15 protein-coding genes are annotated in these 15,711 nt (G+C 74.4%); 13 read left to right on the top strand and 2 right to left on the bottom strand.

Annotated features, from left to right (window positions below; genetic code table 11):
- The first annotated feature begins 75 nt into the window (after positions 1-75).
- Entirely contained in the window at positions 76-1,185 is a 1,110-nt protein-coding gene (locus tag JQC91_RS02585; RefSeq protein ID WP_203285204.1) for a hypothetical protein, read from the top strand.
- A 34-nt stretch (positions 1,186-1,219) separates the two neighbouring features.
- Here JQC91_RS02585 and leuC read toward each other — a convergent pair whose 3' ends face one another.
- Positions 1,220-2,626 carry a 3-isopropylmalate dehydratase large subunit gene (gene leuC, locus JQC91_RS02580; protein WP_203285203.1) on the bottom strand — a complete coding sequence of 469 codons (1,407 nt, stop codon included), beginning with the start codon at positions 2,624-2,626 and terminating at the stop codon, positions 1,220-1,222.
- Positions 2,627-2,839: 213 nt separating this feature from the next.
- On the opposite strand from leuC, the gene JQC91_RS02575 reads away from it, so the two are divergent.
- The 8 genes from JQC91_RS02575 to JQC91_RS02540 all read left to right on the top strand — a co-directional run bounded on the left by JQC91_RS02575 (position 2,840) and on the right by JQC91_RS02540 (position 12,039).
- Entirely contained in the window at positions 2,840-4,042 is a 1,203-nt protein-coding gene (locus JQC91_RS02575) for a hypothetical protein (protein WP_203285202.1), read from the top strand.
- Positions 4,043-4,166: 124 nt separating this feature from the next.
- The gene (locus tag JQC91_RS02570; protein WP_238941302.1) at positions 4,167-5,486 is read left to right on the top strand and encodes a mechanosensitive ion channel domain-containing protein; all 1,320 of its coding nucleotides are present in this window, start codon (positions 4,167-4,169) and stop codon (positions 5,484-5,486) included.
- A gap of 83 nt (positions 5,487-5,569) precedes the next feature.
- Complete coding sequence (locus JQC91_RS02565) at positions 5,570-6,928, top strand: amidase (protein ID WP_203285201.1); 1,359 nt, start codon at positions 5,570-5,572, stop codon at positions 6,926-6,928.
- A 177-nt stretch (positions 6,929-7,105) separates the two neighbouring features.
- The gene (gene rsfS, locus JQC91_RS02560) at positions 7,106-7,489 is read left to right on the top strand and encodes a ribosome silencing factor (RefSeq protein ID WP_343069888.1); all 384 of its coding nucleotides are present in this window, start codon (positions 7,106-7,108) and stop codon (positions 7,487-7,489) included.
- A 30-nt stretch (positions 7,490-7,519) separates the two neighbouring features.
- Complete coding sequence (locus JQC91_RS02555) at positions 7,520-7,957, top strand: 23S rRNA (pseudouridine(1915)-N(3))-methyltransferase RlmH (protein ID WP_203285200.1); 438 nt, start codon at positions 7,520-7,522, stop codon at positions 7,955-7,957.
- Positions 7,958-8,058: 101 nt separating this feature from the next.
- Complete coding sequence (gpmI, locus tag JQC91_RS02550) at positions 8,059-9,567, top strand: 2,3-bisphosphoglycerate-independent phosphoglycerate mutase (protein ID WP_203285199.1); 1,509 nt, start codon at positions 8,059-8,061, stop codon at positions 9,565-9,567.
- A complete protein-coding gene (locus JQC91_RS02545; RefSeq protein ID WP_203285198.1) occupies positions 9,552-10,667 on the top strand; it encodes a peptidoglycan DD-metalloendopeptidase family protein in 1,116 nt (371 codons plus the stop codon). Before gpmI ends, JQC91_RS02545 begins: the two co-directional genes overlap by 16 nt.
- A gap of 37 nt (positions 10,668-10,704) precedes the next feature.
- On the top strand, positions 10,705-12,039 hold the full coding sequence (locus tag JQC91_RS02540) for a S41 family peptidase (RefSeq protein WP_203285197.1): 1,335 nt from the start codon (positions 10,705-10,707) through the stop codon (positions 12,037-12,039).
- 50 nt (positions 12,040-12,089) lie between these two features.
- Here JQC91_RS02540 and sfsA read toward each other — a convergent pair whose 3' ends face one another.
- Positions 12,090-12,776, bottom strand: coding sequence for a DNA/RNA nuclease SfsA (gene sfsA, locus JQC91_RS02535; RefSeq protein WP_203285196.1), 687 nt, complete (start codon positions 12,774-12,776; stop codon positions 12,090-12,092).
- Between the two features lie 37 nt (positions 12,777-12,813).
- Between sfsA and JQC91_RS02530 the strand changes: the two genes are divergently transcribed.
- Genes JQC91_RS02530 through JQC91_RS02515 form a run of 4 tightly spaced genes read left to right on the top strand, consistent with a single transcriptional unit; the run spans position 12,814 to position 15,696 of the window.
- A complete protein-coding gene (locus JQC91_RS02530; protein WP_203285195.1) occupies positions 12,814-13,548 on the top strand; it encodes a competence/damage-inducible protein A in 735 nt (244 codons plus the stop codon).
- Positions 13,548-14,255 (top strand): GNAT family N-acetyltransferase, encoded by a 708-nt coding sequence (locus JQC91_RS02525; protein ID WP_203285194.1) that lies wholly within the window; start codon positions 13,548-13,550, stop codon positions 14,253-14,255. The genes JQC91_RS02530 and JQC91_RS02525 overlap by 1 nt, the downstream gene beginning before the upstream one ends.
- Positions 14,252-14,815: a peroxidase-related enzyme gene (locus JQC91_RS02520; RefSeq protein WP_203285193.1), complete on the top strand. Its 564-nt coding sequence runs from the start codon at positions 14,252-14,254 to the stop codon at positions 14,813-14,815. Before JQC91_RS02525 ends, JQC91_RS02520 begins: the two co-directional genes overlap by 4 nt.
- Entirely contained in the window at positions 14,812-15,696 is an 885-nt protein-coding gene (locus JQC91_RS02515) for an OmpA family protein (RefSeq protein WP_203285192.1), read from the top strand. Before JQC91_RS02520 ends, JQC91_RS02515 begins: the two co-directional genes overlap by 4 nt.
- The last annotated feature ends 15 nt before the right edge of the window (positions 15,697-15,711 follow it).

The raw sequence follows: 15,711 nt of genomic DNA, 5'->3' as shown, positions 1-15,711 counted from the left end.
GAATCGATCACGCCGCTTCAAAGAATGGCCATATTTCGAGGCGAGTGCCCGTTCCGTGACGAGGGAATGGGACCGATGCACAAGACCCTGGAACTGCGCCGCGCCGCGACCCGGCGGCGCGTGACCCGCATCAGCCTCGGGCTGCTGGCCGTGGCCGGGGGCGCCTTGGCCTTGTCCGCCTACTCCGACACCGCGCCGACCGTGGCCCCCTCCGACGCGGCGTGGGCGATCCCCGCCGTGGACCGGACCGTCGAGGCGTCCGACGCGCCCCCGCCCGTGGACGGCTTCGCCGAGTCCGTCGTCACCGACGGGCGGGCCGCCGGCGTTCTGCGCGAGGCGGGCGTCGAGCCCGCGGAGACGCGGCCCACCTCCGCGCCCGCCCGGTCCGGCGGCATCGTCCCGATGCCCGCCGCGGCGATCGACCCCGCCATCGCGGCCTCCGAGGCGGCGGAGCTGCGCGCCCCGCGCGAGGAGGCGGGCGGCGCGCGCCTCGTGCTGCGGGGCATCGTGCCCACGGCCGCGGACGGCTGCGCGCCGGAGGTGGAGCACGGCATCCTCGGGGCCGCGACCCTGTCGATCTCCGTGTCGGCGCCGTGCGATCCCGGCGCGCGCCTGACCCTCGCGCAGGACGGGGTGGAGGTCGCGCTGCGCCTCGACGGGGACGGGCGCGCCGCCGTCGACTGGCCCGCGCTGGCGCCCGAGTCCCGCGTGACCGCCACGGTGATCGGCCACCCGCCGGTGGAGGTCGCTGCCGCGCTGTCCGATCACCACGCCTACCGCCGCGTGGTCCTCGCGTGGGAGCGGGACCTTGCGCCCGAGCTGCACGCCTATGAGGGCGGCGCCGGTCCCGGGTCGGACGGGCATGTCGGCCTGCACATGCCGCGCACGGTGGCGCACGCGCTGTCGGGGACGGGCGGCTACATGGTCGCGCTGGGCGACCCGGCGCTGCCCGAGGCGCGCATGGCGCAGGTCTACACGCTGCCCGCGCGGGGCGCGGCGGCGCTGGGGCTGGAGGTGCCGATCACGGCCGGCAATTGCGGCGAGGTGCTCGCGGGACTGCTGCTGTCCCCGGGCGCGGACGGCGCGATGCGGCGCGACGCGATGGAGATCCCGCTGCCCGACTGCGGGGCCATCGGCGACATGCTGGTCATCGACGACGTCGTCCGCCTGCGGGCGGAGGGGTAGGCGGGGCGCGCCCGCAGGCGCGCGCCCGGACCGATCAGATCAGCTCGCGCACGTCCGTCAGGTGGCCGGTCACGGCCGCCGCCGCCGCCATCGCGGGGCTGACGAGGTGGGTGCGCCCGCCGCGCCCCTGCCGTCCCTCGAAGTTGCGGTTGGACGTGGAGGCGCAGCGCTCGCCCGGCTGGAGCTGGTCGGGGTTCATCGCGAGGCACATGGAGCAGCCCGCGAGGCGCCATTCGAAGCCCGCCTCCTTGAACACATCCGCGAGGCCCTCCTCCTCGGCCTGCGCGCGCACGAGGCCCGAGCCGGGCACGACCATCGCGCGCATCCCGTCCTTGATCCTCTTGCCCTTGAGCACGGCGGCGGCGGCGCGCAGGTCCTCGATCCGCCCGTTGGTGCACGAGCCGATGAACACCGTGTCGATGGCGATCTCCTTGAGCGGGGTGCCCGGCGTCAGGCCCATGTAGTCGAGCGAGCGCTTGGCCGCGTCGACCTTGCCGCCTTGGAAGTCCGACGGCGCGGGGACAGTGGCCGAGATCGGCAGCACGTCCTCGGGCGAGGTGCCCCACGTGACGACGGGCTCGATCTCCTCGCCCTTGAGGGTGACGACCTTGTCCCAGTGGGCGTCGTCGTCGGACTTGAGCGTGGACCACCACGCGACGGCGGCGTCCCACTGCTCGCCCTTCGGCGCGTGGGGGCGGCCCTTCACGTAGTCGAAGGTCGTCTGGTCGGGGGCGATGATCCCCGCCCGCGCGCCGCCCTCGATGGCCATGTTGCAGACGGTCATGCGGCCCTCCATCGAGAGCGACTCGATGGCCTCGCCGCAATACTCGATGACGTAGCCGGTGCCGCCCGCCGTGCCGGTGGCGCCGATGATGGCCAGCGTGACGTCCTTGGCGGTGACGCCGGGCTGGAGCTGGCCCGTCACCTCCACCTTCATGTTCTTGGACTTCTTCTGGATCAGCGTCTGGGTGGCGAGCACGTGCTCCACCTCGGAGGTGCCGATGCCGTGGGCCAGCGCGCCGAAGGCGCCGTGGGTGGCCGTGTGGCTGTCGCCGCAGACGACCGTCATGCCGGGCAGGGTCCAGCCCTGCTCGGGGCCGACGATGTGGACGATGCCTTGGCGGACGTCGGTGACGGGGTAGTAGTGGATGCCGAACTCGCGGGCGTTCTTGTCGAGGGCCGCGACCTGGATCGCGCTGTCCTCGGTCATGTTCGCCGGATCCTCGCGCCCCGCCGTGGTGGGCACGTTGTGGTCGGGCACCGCGATGGTCTTGTCGGGGGCGCGGACCGTGCGGCCCGCCATGCGCAGGCCCTCGAAGGCCTGCGGGGAGGTCACCTCGTGGACGAGGTGGCGGTCGATGTAGAGCAGGCAGGTGCCGTCCTCGGCCTCGTGGGCCACGTGGGCATCCCAGATCTTGTCGTAGAGCGTCGTGCCGGCCATCGGTCGGACTCCTTGGAGAACGCGGTCGTTTTGTCGGTGAAGGCGGGAAGGGCGCCCTCAGGCGCGGGCGACCACCCCGTAGGCGCGCCCGAAGAACCGCCAAGGCAGGAAATCGTGGTCGCAGAGGTTGTGGACCCGTCGCATCGCGTCATGTCCTAGCGGCTGGCACGACCCGCCACAAGAAACGGCCGCGCGGTCGGCGGAAGGGGGAGCATGCGCGCCACGATCGTCGTCATCCTCGCCGCGCTGGCGCTCGCGGTCTTGGGCGGGCTGCCGTGGCGCGGGGGGACCGGTTCCGTGGCGGAGGCGCGATTCGAGGGGCCGCTCAAGACGCTGTTCCTCGCGGGGCACGGGCCGGTGACGGTGCCGCTCGGGACCGTGCAGCGGGGCGTGGATGCGGATGGACGGCTGCGGCTGGTGCACGTCGCCGCCGCCCACGGGCCGCTGCTCGTGCGGCCCGGGGCGGCGGCGGGCGCGCGCGTGCGGGCGGGGGCGGACGACGCCGCGACCGCGCGGGCCGCGGCGGCGCTCGCCGCCTCGCTGGACCGGGCGCCGCGCGCCGACGAGCCGGGCCTCGCCCCGGACGCCGACCTGTCGGCGGCCCTTTCCGGCCCGGCCGGGCCGGGGGCGGCGGTCGGGCCGGACCTCCGGGCCGTCGCGGCCGCGATGCGCGCGGCCGCCGCGCCCGCGCGGCTGATGGGGCGGGACGGCGCGTGGATCGGCGTGGGGACCGAGGGGGCGGACCTCCTCGCGCCGGTCGACGGGGCCTGCGTCCTCGTCCGGGCGGCGGACGACCCCCTGCCCGCGCGGTGGTCCGCCCGAGGGCCCGGCGGGCCGGAGGCGGGCCCCGTGGCGTGGGTCGCGTCCGGCCCCCGCCGCGCCTTCGGGCGGACGGCGGAGGGGCACCTGATGCTCGACCTGCGGCGGGCGGGCCGCCTCGACCTGCTCTGCGCGACGACGTCCCGCGATCCGCTGGCCCTCGCCCTGCACGCGCGGCACCTGCGGGGGGCGGCCCTGCCCGACACGTCCAGCCTGCCCGACGCGGTGCTCGCGCGCCTGCGGGCCTTCCGGAGCGTCGAGCCGCTGGGCGACGCGCTCTTCTCCGTGCTGCGCGACGACAGGCCGGGCCTCTTCGTGCTGCGCCCGGACGGGACGTTCGTGTCCGGGGAGGGGTGGCTGTCCGCCGGGTGGCTGCCCGCCGCGGGCGCGATCGTCGTGGAGCGCCGGGCCGGGCCGGGGCGCACCTCGCCGAACGACCGCGGGCTGCTGCACCCCGACGGCACGCTGCTGGTCGGGCCGGACTACTACGACCTCGGCGACGTCCCCGGACGCCCGGGCGTCGTCCGGATGTGGCGGGGCGGGGAGACCGCCCTCTACTCGGTGCCGGAGCGCCGCCTCCTGCCGCCGGACGGGTGAGGCGCCGCGCGCCGTTGCCGGCCTGCCTCCGGGGGCGCATACTCGCGCGATGGACCCGACCATGCCCGACCCGCCCGGGATGGGTGCGCCCGAAGCGCCCCCCGCCCCGCCGCCGCCCGACCTGATGGTCGAGCTGTGGGCGCTCTGGGCGCGGCTGGAGGCGTTCGTCGGCGACCTCGCGCGGCCCGGCTGGAAGCTGTGGCAGGTGCTGATCGTGCTGGGCCTGATCGCCTTGGCGTGGCTCGTGGGGCGCGTCGTCGCCGGGCGCATGACCGAATGGATGCGCGGCCTCACGCACCGCCCCAAGTGGCAGCTGCGCTGGCTGGTGACGATCCGCAACCGCCTGCCGCTGATCGCCTTCGCGGTGATGGCGTGGGCGGTCTACCTCACGATGCAGGAGGTGACGTGGCCCTCGCGCTCCTACTTCGTCGGGCTGGCGGCGACGATCGGCACGGCGTGGGTCGCGGTCTCCTTCGCCACCAAGCTGGTCCGCAACCCGATCCTCCAGAAGGTGGTGCGCTGGGGCCTGTGGGCGTGGGTGACGCTGTTCTACCTCGGGCTGTGGGACTCGACCGAGCGCACGCTGGAGGGCCTCGCGCTGGAGGTGGGCGACCTGCGCCTCTCGGCGCTGACGGTGCTCAAGGCGCTGGTGATCGTCGGCGTCCTCTTCGCCGCCGCCCGGTTCCTGACGACGACGACGAGCGCGCGGATCACCAAGTCCGAGAACCTCAGCCCGTCGATGCAGGTGCTGACGGTCAAGATGATCCAGATCGTCCTCTACGCGGGGGCGTTCTTCATCGGGCTGAAGGCGGTGGGCGTGGACCTGACGGGCCTCGCGGTGCTGTCGGGCGCGATCGGCGTGGGCTTGGGCTTCGGCCTGCAGAAGGTGATCTCGAACCTCGTCTCGGGCGTGATCATCCTGCTCGACAAGTCGATCAAGCCGGGCGACGTGATCTCGCTGGGCGAGACGTTCGGCTGGGTCACGGCGCTGACCTCGCGCTACGTCTCGCTGACGACGCGGGACGGCAAGGAGTACCTGATCCCGAACGAGGACCTCATCACCGGGCAGGTGGTGAACTGGTCGCACTCGAACGACTACGTCCGCTTGGACATCTTCTTCGGCACGGCCTACGGCGACGACCCCCACCTCGTGCGGCGCATCGCCGTCGAGGCGGCGGGCTCGGTGGGCCGCGTCATCGATATCCGCCCGCCCGTCTGCCACATCGTGGGCTTCGGCGATTCCAGCGTGGACTACATCCTGCGCTTCTGGATCGCGGACCCGACGCAGGGCCTCACCAACATCCGCGGCAACGTCTACCTCGCGCTCTGGGACGCGTTCCACGAGCACGGCATCTCCATCCCGTTCCCGCAGCGGGAGGTGAAGGTGCTCGACGGCTCGCGGCTCGTGACGCGCCGGGACGAGATGGCGCAGGCGGCCGAGTAGCGCGCGCCCGCGATCCGCCGGGCCGTCGCATTCCCGCAACGGCACCCTTGCGCGGATGGAGGGTGACTCCCTAGCGGTCGGGGATGGACCTCCTCGACCGCCCCGCCGCCGACCAGATCGCCGCGCTCCGCGACGGCGCGGTCGCCGCGCCGGACCTGATGGCGGCGACGCTCGACCGGATCGAGGCGTCCCGGATCAACGCGGTGGTCTCGCTGCGCGACCGCGACGCGCTGATGGCGGAGGCGGCGGTCCCGCGCCCGGGGCCGCTGGCCGGGCTGCCGATGGCGGTCAAGGACCTCGCGGACACGGCGGGCCTTCGGACCACCTACGGCCATCCCCGGTTCGCCGACCACGTGCCGGAGGCGGACGCCCCGCTCGTCGCGCGCCTGCGGGCGGCGGGGGCCATCGTGATCGGCAAGACCAACACGCCGGAATACGGGCTGGGCAGCCACACCACGAACCCAGTGCACGGCCCGACGCTGAACCCGTGGGACCGCGGGCGCAGCGCCGGTGGCTCCTCCGGCGGGGCGGGGGCCGCGCTGGCCGCGCGGCTGGTGGCGCTGGCCGACGGCAGCGACATGATGGGGTCGCTGCGCAACCCGGCGGTCTGGAACGGGGTCTACGGCCTGCGCCCGTCACATGGCCTCGTGCCGGGGACGCCCGGCCCCGACGCCTTCCTCCACCCGCTCTCGACGGACGGGCCGATGGCGCGGACGCCGGAGGATCTCCGCCTGCTGCTGGACGTCCTCGCCGCCGACGCGCCCGCCTCGCCTTGGGCGGCCCGCCCCCGTGCGCCCGCGCCGGAGCGCTGGACCCTCGCGTGGACGCCGGACTGGGACGGCTGGGCCGTCGAGCCGGAGGTGGTCGCGCTCTGCGAGGCGGGGCTCTCGGCCCTCGCGGCGCAGGGCCACAACGTCGTGCGCTTCGCGCCCCCCCTTCCGGCCGAGGAGGCGTGGTCCGCGTGGATCACCCTGCGGTCGTGGGCCATCGCGGAGAAGCTGCGCCCGCTGTGGACGGACGACTTCGCCGCCGCCTCGAAGCCCGCCCTCGTGTGGGAGGTGGAGCGCGGCCTCCGCCTGACGGCGGCGGAGGTGCATGCCGCCTCCGTCACGCGGACCGCGCTGTTCCGCGCGCTGCACGCGATGGAGGCCGACGCCCTCGTCACCCCCGCCGCCGCGCTGATGCCCTTCCCCGTCGGATGGGACTGGCCGCGCGCAGTCGCGGGCCGGGAGATGGACACCTACCACCGCTGGATGGAGCCGGTGATCCCCGCCTCGCTCGCGGGGCTGCCGTCGCTCGCCCTGCCGACCGGCTCGGTGGAGGGCCGTCCGAACGGGCTGCAGGTGACGGCCCGCCGTGGCTGGGACCATGCGCTGATCGACCTCGCCGCGCGGTTCGAGGCCGAGATGCGCTGGTCCGCGCGCGTCCCCCCCTCGGCGTGATCCTGCCGTGGACGCGGGCCCCGGCCCGGCGCGCCGATTGATCGCGCCGCACACCGGCACCATATCCCCGCGAGGCGTTGCCGGGTCGCGGACCGGGCGCTAGCCTGACCCAAGAGGCCCCGCATCCCGCGCGGCCCGACACGGAGGACCGGACCCCTGTCCACGGAGACCCACTCGGTGGCCGCAACCACCAAGGGCGCGCGCGGCGCGTCCCAGACCGGCGACGAGACGCTCGATCTCGTGCTGAACTCCCTCGACGCCGACAAGGCCGAGGACGTCGTCACCATCGACCTGCGCGGCAAGTCGAGCGTGGCGGACCACATGGTCGTCGCCTCGGGCCGCTCGTCGCGGCAGGTCGCGTCCATCGCCGAGAAGCTGGCCGACCGGCTCAAGACTACGCTGGGCCGCACGGCCCGGATGGAGGGCAAGGACCAAGGCGACTGGGTGCTGGTCGACGCGGGCGACGTGATCGTCCACGTGTTCCGCCCCGAAGTGCGCGAGTTCTACGCGCTCGAGGCGATGTGGCAGGACGGCCCCGCGCCGACCCCGCGCGCCAACTGAGCCCGCCCGCGTGACGGCGGCCCGCGCGGCGTGAAGATCGACCTCCACGCCGTCGGGCGGTTGCGCAAGGGGCCGGAGAAGGTCCTCGTCGACGACTACCTCGACCGCTTCGCCAAGGCGGGGCGGGGCCTCGGCCTGCCGCCGGTGCGCGTCCACGAGGCAGGCGACGACGCGGCGATGGCACGCGCGCTGCCCGCGGGCGCGGTGCTTGTCGCCCTCGACGAGCGCGGCGCGACGCTCTCCTCCCCCGACCTCGCCCGCCGCCTCGCCGGATGGCGCGACGACGCGCGCGACGTGGCCTTCGCCATCGGCGGCGCGGACGGGCACGGGGCGGTGCGGGATCGGGCCGACCTGCTGCTGTCGTTCGGGCCGATGGTGTGGCCGCACATGCTGGCGCGGGTGATGCTGTGCGAGCAGCTCTACCGCGCGGCGTCCATTCTCGCGGGGTCGCCCTACCACCGGGACTGAGGCCTCCCGGCGATGCGCGCCCGTCACGCCCCGCGCGGGCGGCGACGCCCGCCCTACACACGCGCCCGCCCGCGGGTTACCCCGCCCCCCGGAGGTGCCCCATGACCCACAGACCGACCGTGCTCTGCATCCTCGACGGCTGGGGCATCAGCGACCGCCCCGAGCAGTCGGCCCCCGACGTGGCGGACACGCCCACCTTCGACCGGCTGATGGCGGAGTGCCCGCATTCGACGCTGGTGACCTACGGCCCCGACGTCGGCCTGCCCGAGGGGCAGATGGGCAACTCGGAGGTCGGCCACATGAACATCGGCGCGGGCCGGGTCGTGCGGATGGACCTCGGCCTGATCGACCACGAGGTCGAGAGCGGGGGGATGGCGTCGAACGAGACCCTCTCCGACTGGATCGGGCGGGTGAAGGCCTCGGGCGGCACGGCGCATCTGATGGGCGTCGTCTCGGACGGCGGCGTGCACGGCCACATCCACCATCTGATCGCCGCCGCCCGCATCGTCGCGGCGGAGGTACCCGTGGTGATCCACGCCATCACCGACGGGCGCGACGTCGCGCCCCGCTCGGCCGAGGGGTTCGTCGAGACGCTGGTGGCGGAAATGCCGGAGAACGCCCGCATAGGCACCGTCGCGGGGCGCTACTTCACCATGGACCGGGACACCCGCTGGGACCGGGTGCGGCGCGGCTTCGACGCCATGGTCTCCGGCACCGGGGAGGCGGCCGTGGACGCCGCGGACGCCGTCGCGCAGGCCCGCGCCCGCGACGAGGACGACGAGTTCCTGCAGCCCACCGTGATCGACGGCTACGGCGGGATGGCCGACGGCGACGGGCTGTTCTGCCTCAACTTCCGCGCCGACCGCGCGCGCGAGATCCTGTCGGCCTTGGCCGACCCGGACTTCGACGGGTTCGACGCGGGCGCGCGGCCCCGGCTGCACATGCTGGGCATGGTCGACTACTCCGCCCGGCACGAGACGTTCATGGCCACGCTCTACCCCAAGAAGGCGGTGGCCAACACGCTGGGCCACTGGGTGGCGGAGCAAGGCCGGACGCAGTTCCACCTCGCGGAGACGGAGAAGTATCCGCACGTCACCTTCTTCCTGAACGGCGGCCGCGAGGATCCCGAGGCGGGCGAGGACCGGCTGATGCCCCGGTCGCCGGACGTCGCCACCTACGACCTGCAGCCCGAGATGTCGGCGGCGGAGGTGACCGAGGCCCTCGTGGACGCCATCGCCAAGCCCTACGACCTGATCGTCGTCAACTTCGCCAATCCCGACATGGTCGGCCACACCGGCGACCTCGCCGCCGCCGCAAAGGCGTGCGAGGCGGTGGACGCCGGCCTGAAGGCCGCGCTCGACGCGCTCGACGGCACGGGCGGCGCGATGCTGGTGATCGCCGACCACGGCAACTGCGAGACCATGGTCGATCCCGAGACCGGCAAGCCGCACACCGCGCACACGCTGAACCCCGTGCCCGCGATCCTCTGGGGCGGGCCGGAGGGGGCGGAGATGGCCGACGGGCGCCTCGCCGACGTGGCGCCCACGATCCTCGCGCTGATGGGGATCGAGCCGCCCGAGGAGATGACCGGCCGATGCCTCTTCGCCTGATCGCCGTCCTCCTCGCGCTGGCGCTCCCGGCATCCGGTCCGGCGCGGGCGCAGGACGCCGCCGAGACCGCGCGGGAGGCGGCGCGCGACCTGCAGGACGCCGCCGTCGCCCTCCAGCGGGCCGAGGGGGCGTCCGACCGCATCGCCGCCCTGACCGACGCGGTGCGCGCCCACGAGCGCGGCCTGTCCGCGCTGCGCGACGGGCTGCGCCGACTGGCGATCCGCGAGCGCGCCCTGACCGCCGACCTGTCGGCGCGGCGCGAGGACGTGGCGCGCCTGCTGGGCGTGCTGGGGACCATGCGGAAGGATCCCGCGCCGCTCCTGCTGCTGCATCCCTCCGGGCCGCTCGGCACCGCGCGGTCGGCCATGGCGATCCGCGAGGTGACGCCCGCGCTGCAGGCCCGCGCCGAGGCGCTGCGCGGCGACCTCGCCCGCTTGGCGGAGCTGCGCGCGCTGCAGGAGGGGGCCGCGGACACGATGACCGAGGGCCTCTCCTCCTTGGAGGCCGCCCGCACCGCCCTGTCCGAGGCGGTGAAGACCCGCGCTGCGCCGCCCGCCGCGCTGTCCGCCGACCCCGCGGCCCTCGCCGCGCTGCTGGGGCGCGCCGACACGCTCGCCGCCTTCGCGGACGGCCTCGTGGACCTTGGCGGCCCGCTGCCCGACCTCGCCTCCGCCGCCGCGCCCCCGTGGCCGCTGCCCGTCGAGGGCGTCCGCCTGCGCGGGTATCGCGAGGCCGACGCGGCGGGGGTGCGCCGCGACGGGTGGGTGGTGGCGACGCCCCCCGCCGCGCTGCTCGTGGCCCCCGCCCCCGCGACCGTGCGCCACGCCGGCCCGCTCTTGGATTACGGCAACGTGATCATCCTCGAGACCGCGCCCGGCTCCCTGCTGGTTTTCGCTGGCCTGTCAGAGGTCTATGCGGCGACGGGCGCCATCCTGCCGACCGGGGCGCCGCTGGCGATCATGGGCGGAGGGTCGCCCACCGCGACGGATTTCCTGCGCGACGCACGGGAGGGCGGTGGCGGATCGGCGAGCGAGACGCTTTATATCGAGGTCAGGCAAGGCGGACGCCCGGTGGACCCGGCGGACTGGTTCGCCATCTGAAGGGATAACCCGGACAACCGGGAGAGGGGGACGACCCATGAGAAAATTCGCGATGGCCGCAGCCTGCGGCATCCTGGCGGGCACGCTGGTGACGACGCAGGTCGGCCCGCTGCTCGCGCAGGAATCCGACCGCGCCAACGTCTACGAGCAACTGGACCTCTTCGGCCTCGTGTTCGAGCGCATCCGCAACCAGTACGTCGAGGACGTCGACGAGGGCGAGCTGATCGAGGCGGCCATCAACGGCATGCTCACCTCGCTCGACCCGCACTCGTCCTACCTGCCGCCGAAGGACTTCGACGAGATGCAGGTCGACACCCGCGGCGAGTTCGGGGGCCTCGGCATCGAGGTCACGCAGGAGGAGGGCTACGTGAAGGTCATCGCGCCGATGGACGGCACGCCGGCCTTCGAGGCGGGCGTCGAGGCGGGCGACTTCATCACCGCCGTCGACGGCGAGAGCCTCTTGGGCCTGACCTTGGAGGAGGCGGTCGACCTGATGCGCGGCCCCGTGGGCAGCGACATCGTGGTCACGCTGGTCCGCGAGGGGCTGGAGGAGCCGCTCGACGTCACCATCACCCGCGACACCATCAAGCTCACGGCCGCGCGCGTGCGTCAGGAGGGCGACAGCGTCGTGGTCCGGGTCTCGACCTTCAACGAGCAGACCATGCCCAACGTCCGCGAGGGGCTGCGCGACGTCCTCGAGGAGGCGGGCGGCCTCGACTCGGTGAACGGCGTCGTGCTGGACCTGCGCAACAACCCCGGCGGCCTGCTGAACGCGGGCGTCGACCTCGCCGACGCGTTCCTCGAGCAGGGCGAGATCGTCTCGACCCGCGGGCGCGGCTCCGACGACGGCGACCGCTCCAACGCCACGGCGGGCGACCTCGTCGAGGGCAAGCCCATGGTCGTGCTGATCAACGGCGGCTCGGCCTCGGCCTCGGAGATCGTCGCGGGCGCGCTGCAGGACCACCGCCGCGCGGTGGTCGTGGGCACCAAGTCCTTCGGCAAGGGCTCCGTCCAGACGATCATGCCGGTGCAGGGCGACGGCGCGATCCGCCTGACGACCTCGCGCTACTACACGCCCTCGGGCCGCTCGATCCAAGCGCTCGGCATCTCGCCGGACATCGTGGTGGAGCAGCCCCCCCGGAACCCCGCCGAGGAGACCGAGGAGGAGGAGGACGCGCGTCCCGGCCGCACCGAGGGCTCGCTGCGCAACTCGCTCGACAACGACAGCCTGACCGAGGAGCAGCAGGAGCAGGTCCGCGAGGAGCAGGCGGCCGCCGAGGAGGCGGCGGAGCTGCGCGACGAGGACTACCAGCTGGCCTATGCGATCGACATCCTGAAGGGCCTCGCGGCGATCGAGCTCGCCGGGCAGTGACCGCCCCCGAGATCTGACGGCGGCCCGGGCCTGCCCGGGCCGTTCGTCGTTCAGGGGGCCACCGGGAGGCGCTCCCCGATCCCGACCCCCTCGGTCGTGATCCGCGTCCCGTAGGCGAGGACCTCCACGCCCGCCGCCGCCGCCCGGTCGAACGCGGCCGCGTATCGCGGATCGAGATCCCGCGCGAGCCGCAGCCGCGCGCAGTCGGGCCGCTGCACGAGGTAGAGGGTGACGGCGCGGTGGCCCGCGCGCGCCACCTCGGCCATCTCGTCGAGATGCTTGGCGCCGCGGGCGGTGGGGCTGTCGGGGAACTCGGCCCAGTCGCCCTCGCGGCGGAAATGGACGTTCTTCACCTCCACGTGGGTCGTCCCGTCGAGCAGGAAGTCGATGCGGGAGTTGGCGCCGTATCGCACCTCGGGCCGGACCTCGCGGCAGGGCAGGGCGTCGAGCCCCGCGCGCAGCGCCTCGCCCACGACGCGGTTCGGCACGGAGGTGTCCACGCCCGCGAGCCGTCCGTCGGGCAGCTCCGTCAGGCGCCAGCCGAACTTCAGCTTCTTCTTGGGGTCGTCGTTCGGCTCCAGCCAGACGCGCATCCCCGGCTCGGCCAGCCCGGTCATCGCGCCGGGGTTGGGGCAGTGGGCCGCCACCTCCCGCCCGTCGTCGAGGCGGACGTCCGACAGGAACCGCTTGTAGCGGCGCAGCAGCGTGGCGGGCACGAGGGGCGTGGCGAAGCGCATGGGCGGGCCATATACGGCTGAGACACCGGAGGCACCCATGCAGAACCCCACCGCCGCCATGCTCGTCATCGGGGACGAGATCCTGTCCGGGCGGACCCGCGACACCAACACCAACCACCTCGCCACTCGGCTGACGGAGGTGGGGATCGACCTGAAGGAGGCGCGCGTCGTCTCGGACGACCTCGACGCCATCGGCGCGGCCGTGCGCGCGCTCTCGGAGCGGTGGGACCACGTGTTCACCTCCGGCGGCATCGGCCCGACCCATGACGACATCACCGCCGACGCCATCGGCGCGGCCTTCGGGGCGGCCGTGGACGTGCGCGCGGACGCGCGCGCCCTGCTGGAGGCCCACTACGCCCGCACCGGGTCGGAGCTGAACGAGGCGCGCCTGCGCATGGCCCGCATCCCCAAGGGCGCGACGCTGATCGACAACCCGGTCTCGACCGCGCCGGGCTTCAAGATCGGGAACGTGCACGTCATGGCAGGCGTGCCGAAGGTGTTCCACGCCATGGTCGAGAGCGTGATCCCCACGCTGACCGGCGGCACGCCCCTCGTCTCGGCAAGCGTGCGCGTCGACATGGGCGAGGGCGACCTCGCGCCCACGCTGTCGGCGATGGTGGACCGCTATCCCGACCTCTCGTTCGGCTCCTACCCGTTCCAGCGGAAGGAAGGGGGCTTCGGCTCGAACCTCGTGGTGCGCGGGCCCGACGCCGCCCGCGTGGGCGAGGCGGAGGCCGCGCTGCGCGACGCTTTCGGCGACGCCGCCGCGTGATGGACTGGCAGGCCCTGATCGACGCCGCGTGGCCGCCGGAGCGCGTCGAGCGCGCGGGGCCGTGGACCCTGCGCGTGGCGCCCGGCGCGGGCGGGCGGGTCAACGCGATCACCGGGCCGGAGGAGGCGGACGTCGCGGAGGCCGAGGCGGCGGCCCGCGCCTTGGGCCAGACGCCCCGCTTCGTGATCTGGCGCGACGGCTCGCTCGACGCGGCGCTCGCCGACAAGGGCTACGTCACCGCCGACGCCGTCTGGCTCTGGCGGGCCGACGCCGCGACCCTCGCGGGCGATCCGCTGCCCCACGCCACCGCGTTCGCCCACTGGCCGCCGCTGCAGGTGGCCCGCGACGTCTGGGCCGAGGGCGGCATCGGCGACGCCCGCCAAGCCGTGATGGCCCGCGCCGCCGAGGGCCCGGGGGGCGCCGCGATCCTCGCGCGGCGCGACGACCGCGTGGCGGGGGCGGGCTTCGTGGGCCTCGCGGGGGACGCCGCGATGGTCTCCGCCATCCACGTCCTGCCGGCGCATCGCCGCAAGGGCGCCGCCGCCCTGATCCTGCGCGCGGCGGCCGCGTGGGCGCGGGACCGGGGCGCGTCCACCCTCGCCCTCGTGGTGACGCGCGGGAACGCGCCCGCGAATTCCCTCTATGCTTCCATAGGGATGGAGCGGGTGGCAGGGTATCACTACCGCATCCCGGGATCCGCCGAATGACCCAGCCCACCGCCCTCGACCTGCCGCCGATGGACCCGCTCCCCGAGGAGACGCGGCGCTACTTCGACCTCTGCGTCGAGAAGCTGGGCTTCGTGCCCAACGTCCTGCGCGCCTACGCCTTCGACCGGACCAAGCTCGACGCGTTCACGGCGCTCTACAACGACCTGATGCTGGGCGACTCGGGGCTGTCGAAGCTGGAGCGCGAGATGGTCGCCGTGGCCGTCTCCGCGCGGAACCGCTGCTTCTACTGCCTCGTCGCCCACGGGGCGGCCGTCCGCGCCCTCTCCGGCGACCCCGCCTTGGGCGAGGCCATCGCATTCAACCACCGCGTCGCCGACGTCACGGACCGCCAGCGCGCCATGCTCGACTTCGCCGTCCTGATGACCGAGCGCTCGGCCGAGGTGGAGGAGGCCGACCGCCAAGCCCTGCGCGATCACGGCCTCACGGACCGCGACATCTGGGACCTCGTCGCCGTCGCCGGCTTCTTCAACATGACCAACCGCGTCGCCTCGGCCACCGCGATGCGCCCGAACCCCGAGTATCACGGGCAGGCGCGATGACCGGACGCGCGGGGGCGCTCGTCCTCCTGCTGCTCGCCCCGCCCGCCGCCGCCGACCTCGCGCCGCCCGGCGGCGAGGCGGTGGTGCGCGACGCGCGCCCCCTGTCCTCCCACGAGGTCGCCACCGCGCCCTTCCGCCCCGATCCCGTGACCGTCACCGCCGAGGGCGCCGTGACCCGCACGACGTGGCAGGTTCCCGGCGCGACCACGTCGCTCGCCCTGCTCGCGCCGCTGCGCGAGGCGCTGGAGGCGGACGGATACGAGATCGTCTTCCAATGCGAGACCGACCGCTGCGGCGGGTTCGACTTCCGGTTCGGCATCGACGTGACGCCGGCGCCGGGGATGTTCGTGAACATCGCCGACTTCCGCTACCTCGCGGCCCGCAAGGGGGAGGAATGGGTGACGCTGCTCGCCTCCGTCGCGGGCCGCATGGGCCATGTCCAGACGACCCGCGTGGGCGACCCGGGCGCGCCGGCGCCGGTCGTCTCGACGCGCGACGTGGCGCTCGGCGGGGTGGGGCGCAGCCTGCAGGCGACGGGGCGCGCGGTGCTGGCGGACGTGACCTTCGGGACGGGCTCGACGGAGCTTCCGGGCGACTACGCCTCGCTCGCGGAGCTGGCGGACTACATGGCCGCCGATCCGGCGGTGACCGTGGCCCTCGTCGGCCATACCGATGCCGAGGGCGGGCCGGAGGGCAACCTCGCCATCTCCAAGCGCCGGGCCGAGGCCGCGCGCCGCCTGCTGATCGAGCGGCACGGCGTCGCGGCGGACCGGGTCGAGGCCTACGGCGTGGGCTACTTCGCGCCGCTCGCCCGCAACGACAGCGCCGAGGCCCGCGCGGCGAACCGGCGGGTCGAGGCGGTGGTCACGTCGGTCGAGTGACGGGGGTGGGGTGAC

The sequence above is a fragment of the Jannaschia sp. Os4 genome (assembly GCF_016820245.1).
In the GTDB taxonomy this organism is placed as follows: Bacteria; Pseudomonadota; Alphaproteobacteria; order Rhodobacterales; family Rhodobacteraceae; genus Jannaschia.
The sequence above is the reverse complement of the archived record's forward strand: the minus strand, read 5'-3'. Positions and strand labels throughout refer to the sequence as shown.

Excerpts from the sequence above, each read along its gene's own strand:
- JQC91_RS02585 (WP_203285204.1), top strand. The coding sequence starts at position 76 with ATGCACAAGACCCTGGAACTGCGCCGCGCCGCGACCCGGCGGCGCGTG.
- leuC (WP_203285203.1), bottom strand. The coding sequence starts at position 2,626 with ATGGCCGGCACGACGCTCTACGACAAGATCTGGGATGCCCACGTGGCC.
- JQC91_RS02575 (WP_203285202.1), top strand. The coding sequence starts at position 2,840 with ATGCGCGCCACGATCGTCGTCATCCTCGCCGCGCTGGCGCTCGCGGTC.
- JQC91_RS02570 (WP_238941302.1), top strand. The coding sequence starts at position 4,167 with ATGGTCGAGCTGTGGGCGCTCTGGGCGCGGCTGGAGGCGTTCGTCGGC.
- JQC91_RS02565 (WP_203285201.1), top strand. The coding sequence starts at position 5,570 with ATGGACCTCCTCGACCGCCCCGCCGCCGACCAGATCGCCGCGCTCCGC.
- gpmI (WP_203285199.1), top strand. The coding sequence starts at position 8,059 with ATGACCCACAGACCGACCGTGCTCTGCATCCTCGACGGCTGGGGCATC.
- JQC91_RS02545 (WP_203285198.1), top strand. The coding sequence starts at position 9,552 with ATGCCTCTTCGCCTGATCGCCGTCCTCCTCGCGCTGGCGCTCCCGGCA.
- JQC91_RS02540 (WP_203285197.1), top strand. The coding sequence starts at position 10,705 with ATGAGAAAATTCGCGATGGCCGCAGCCTGCGGCATCCTGGCGGGCACG.
- sfsA (WP_203285196.1), bottom strand. The coding sequence starts at position 12,776 with ATGCGCTTCGCCACGCCCCTCGTGCCCGCCACGCTGCTGCGCCGCTAC.
- JQC91_RS02530 (WP_203285195.1), top strand. The coding sequence starts at position 12,814 with ATGCAGAACCCCACCGCCGCCATGCTCGTCATCGGGGACGAGATCCTG.
- JQC91_RS02525 (WP_203285194.1), top strand. The coding sequence starts at position 13,548 with ATGGACTGGCAGGCCCTGATCGACGCCGCGTGGCCGCCGGAGCGCGTC.
- JQC91_RS02520 (WP_203285193.1), top strand. The coding sequence starts at position 14,252 with ATGACCCAGCCCACCGCCCTCGACCTGCCGCCGATGGACCCGCTCCCC.
- JQC91_RS02515 (WP_203285192.1), top strand. The coding sequence starts at position 14,812 with ATGACCGGACGCGCGGGGGCGCTCGTCCTCCTGCTGCTCGCCCCGCCC.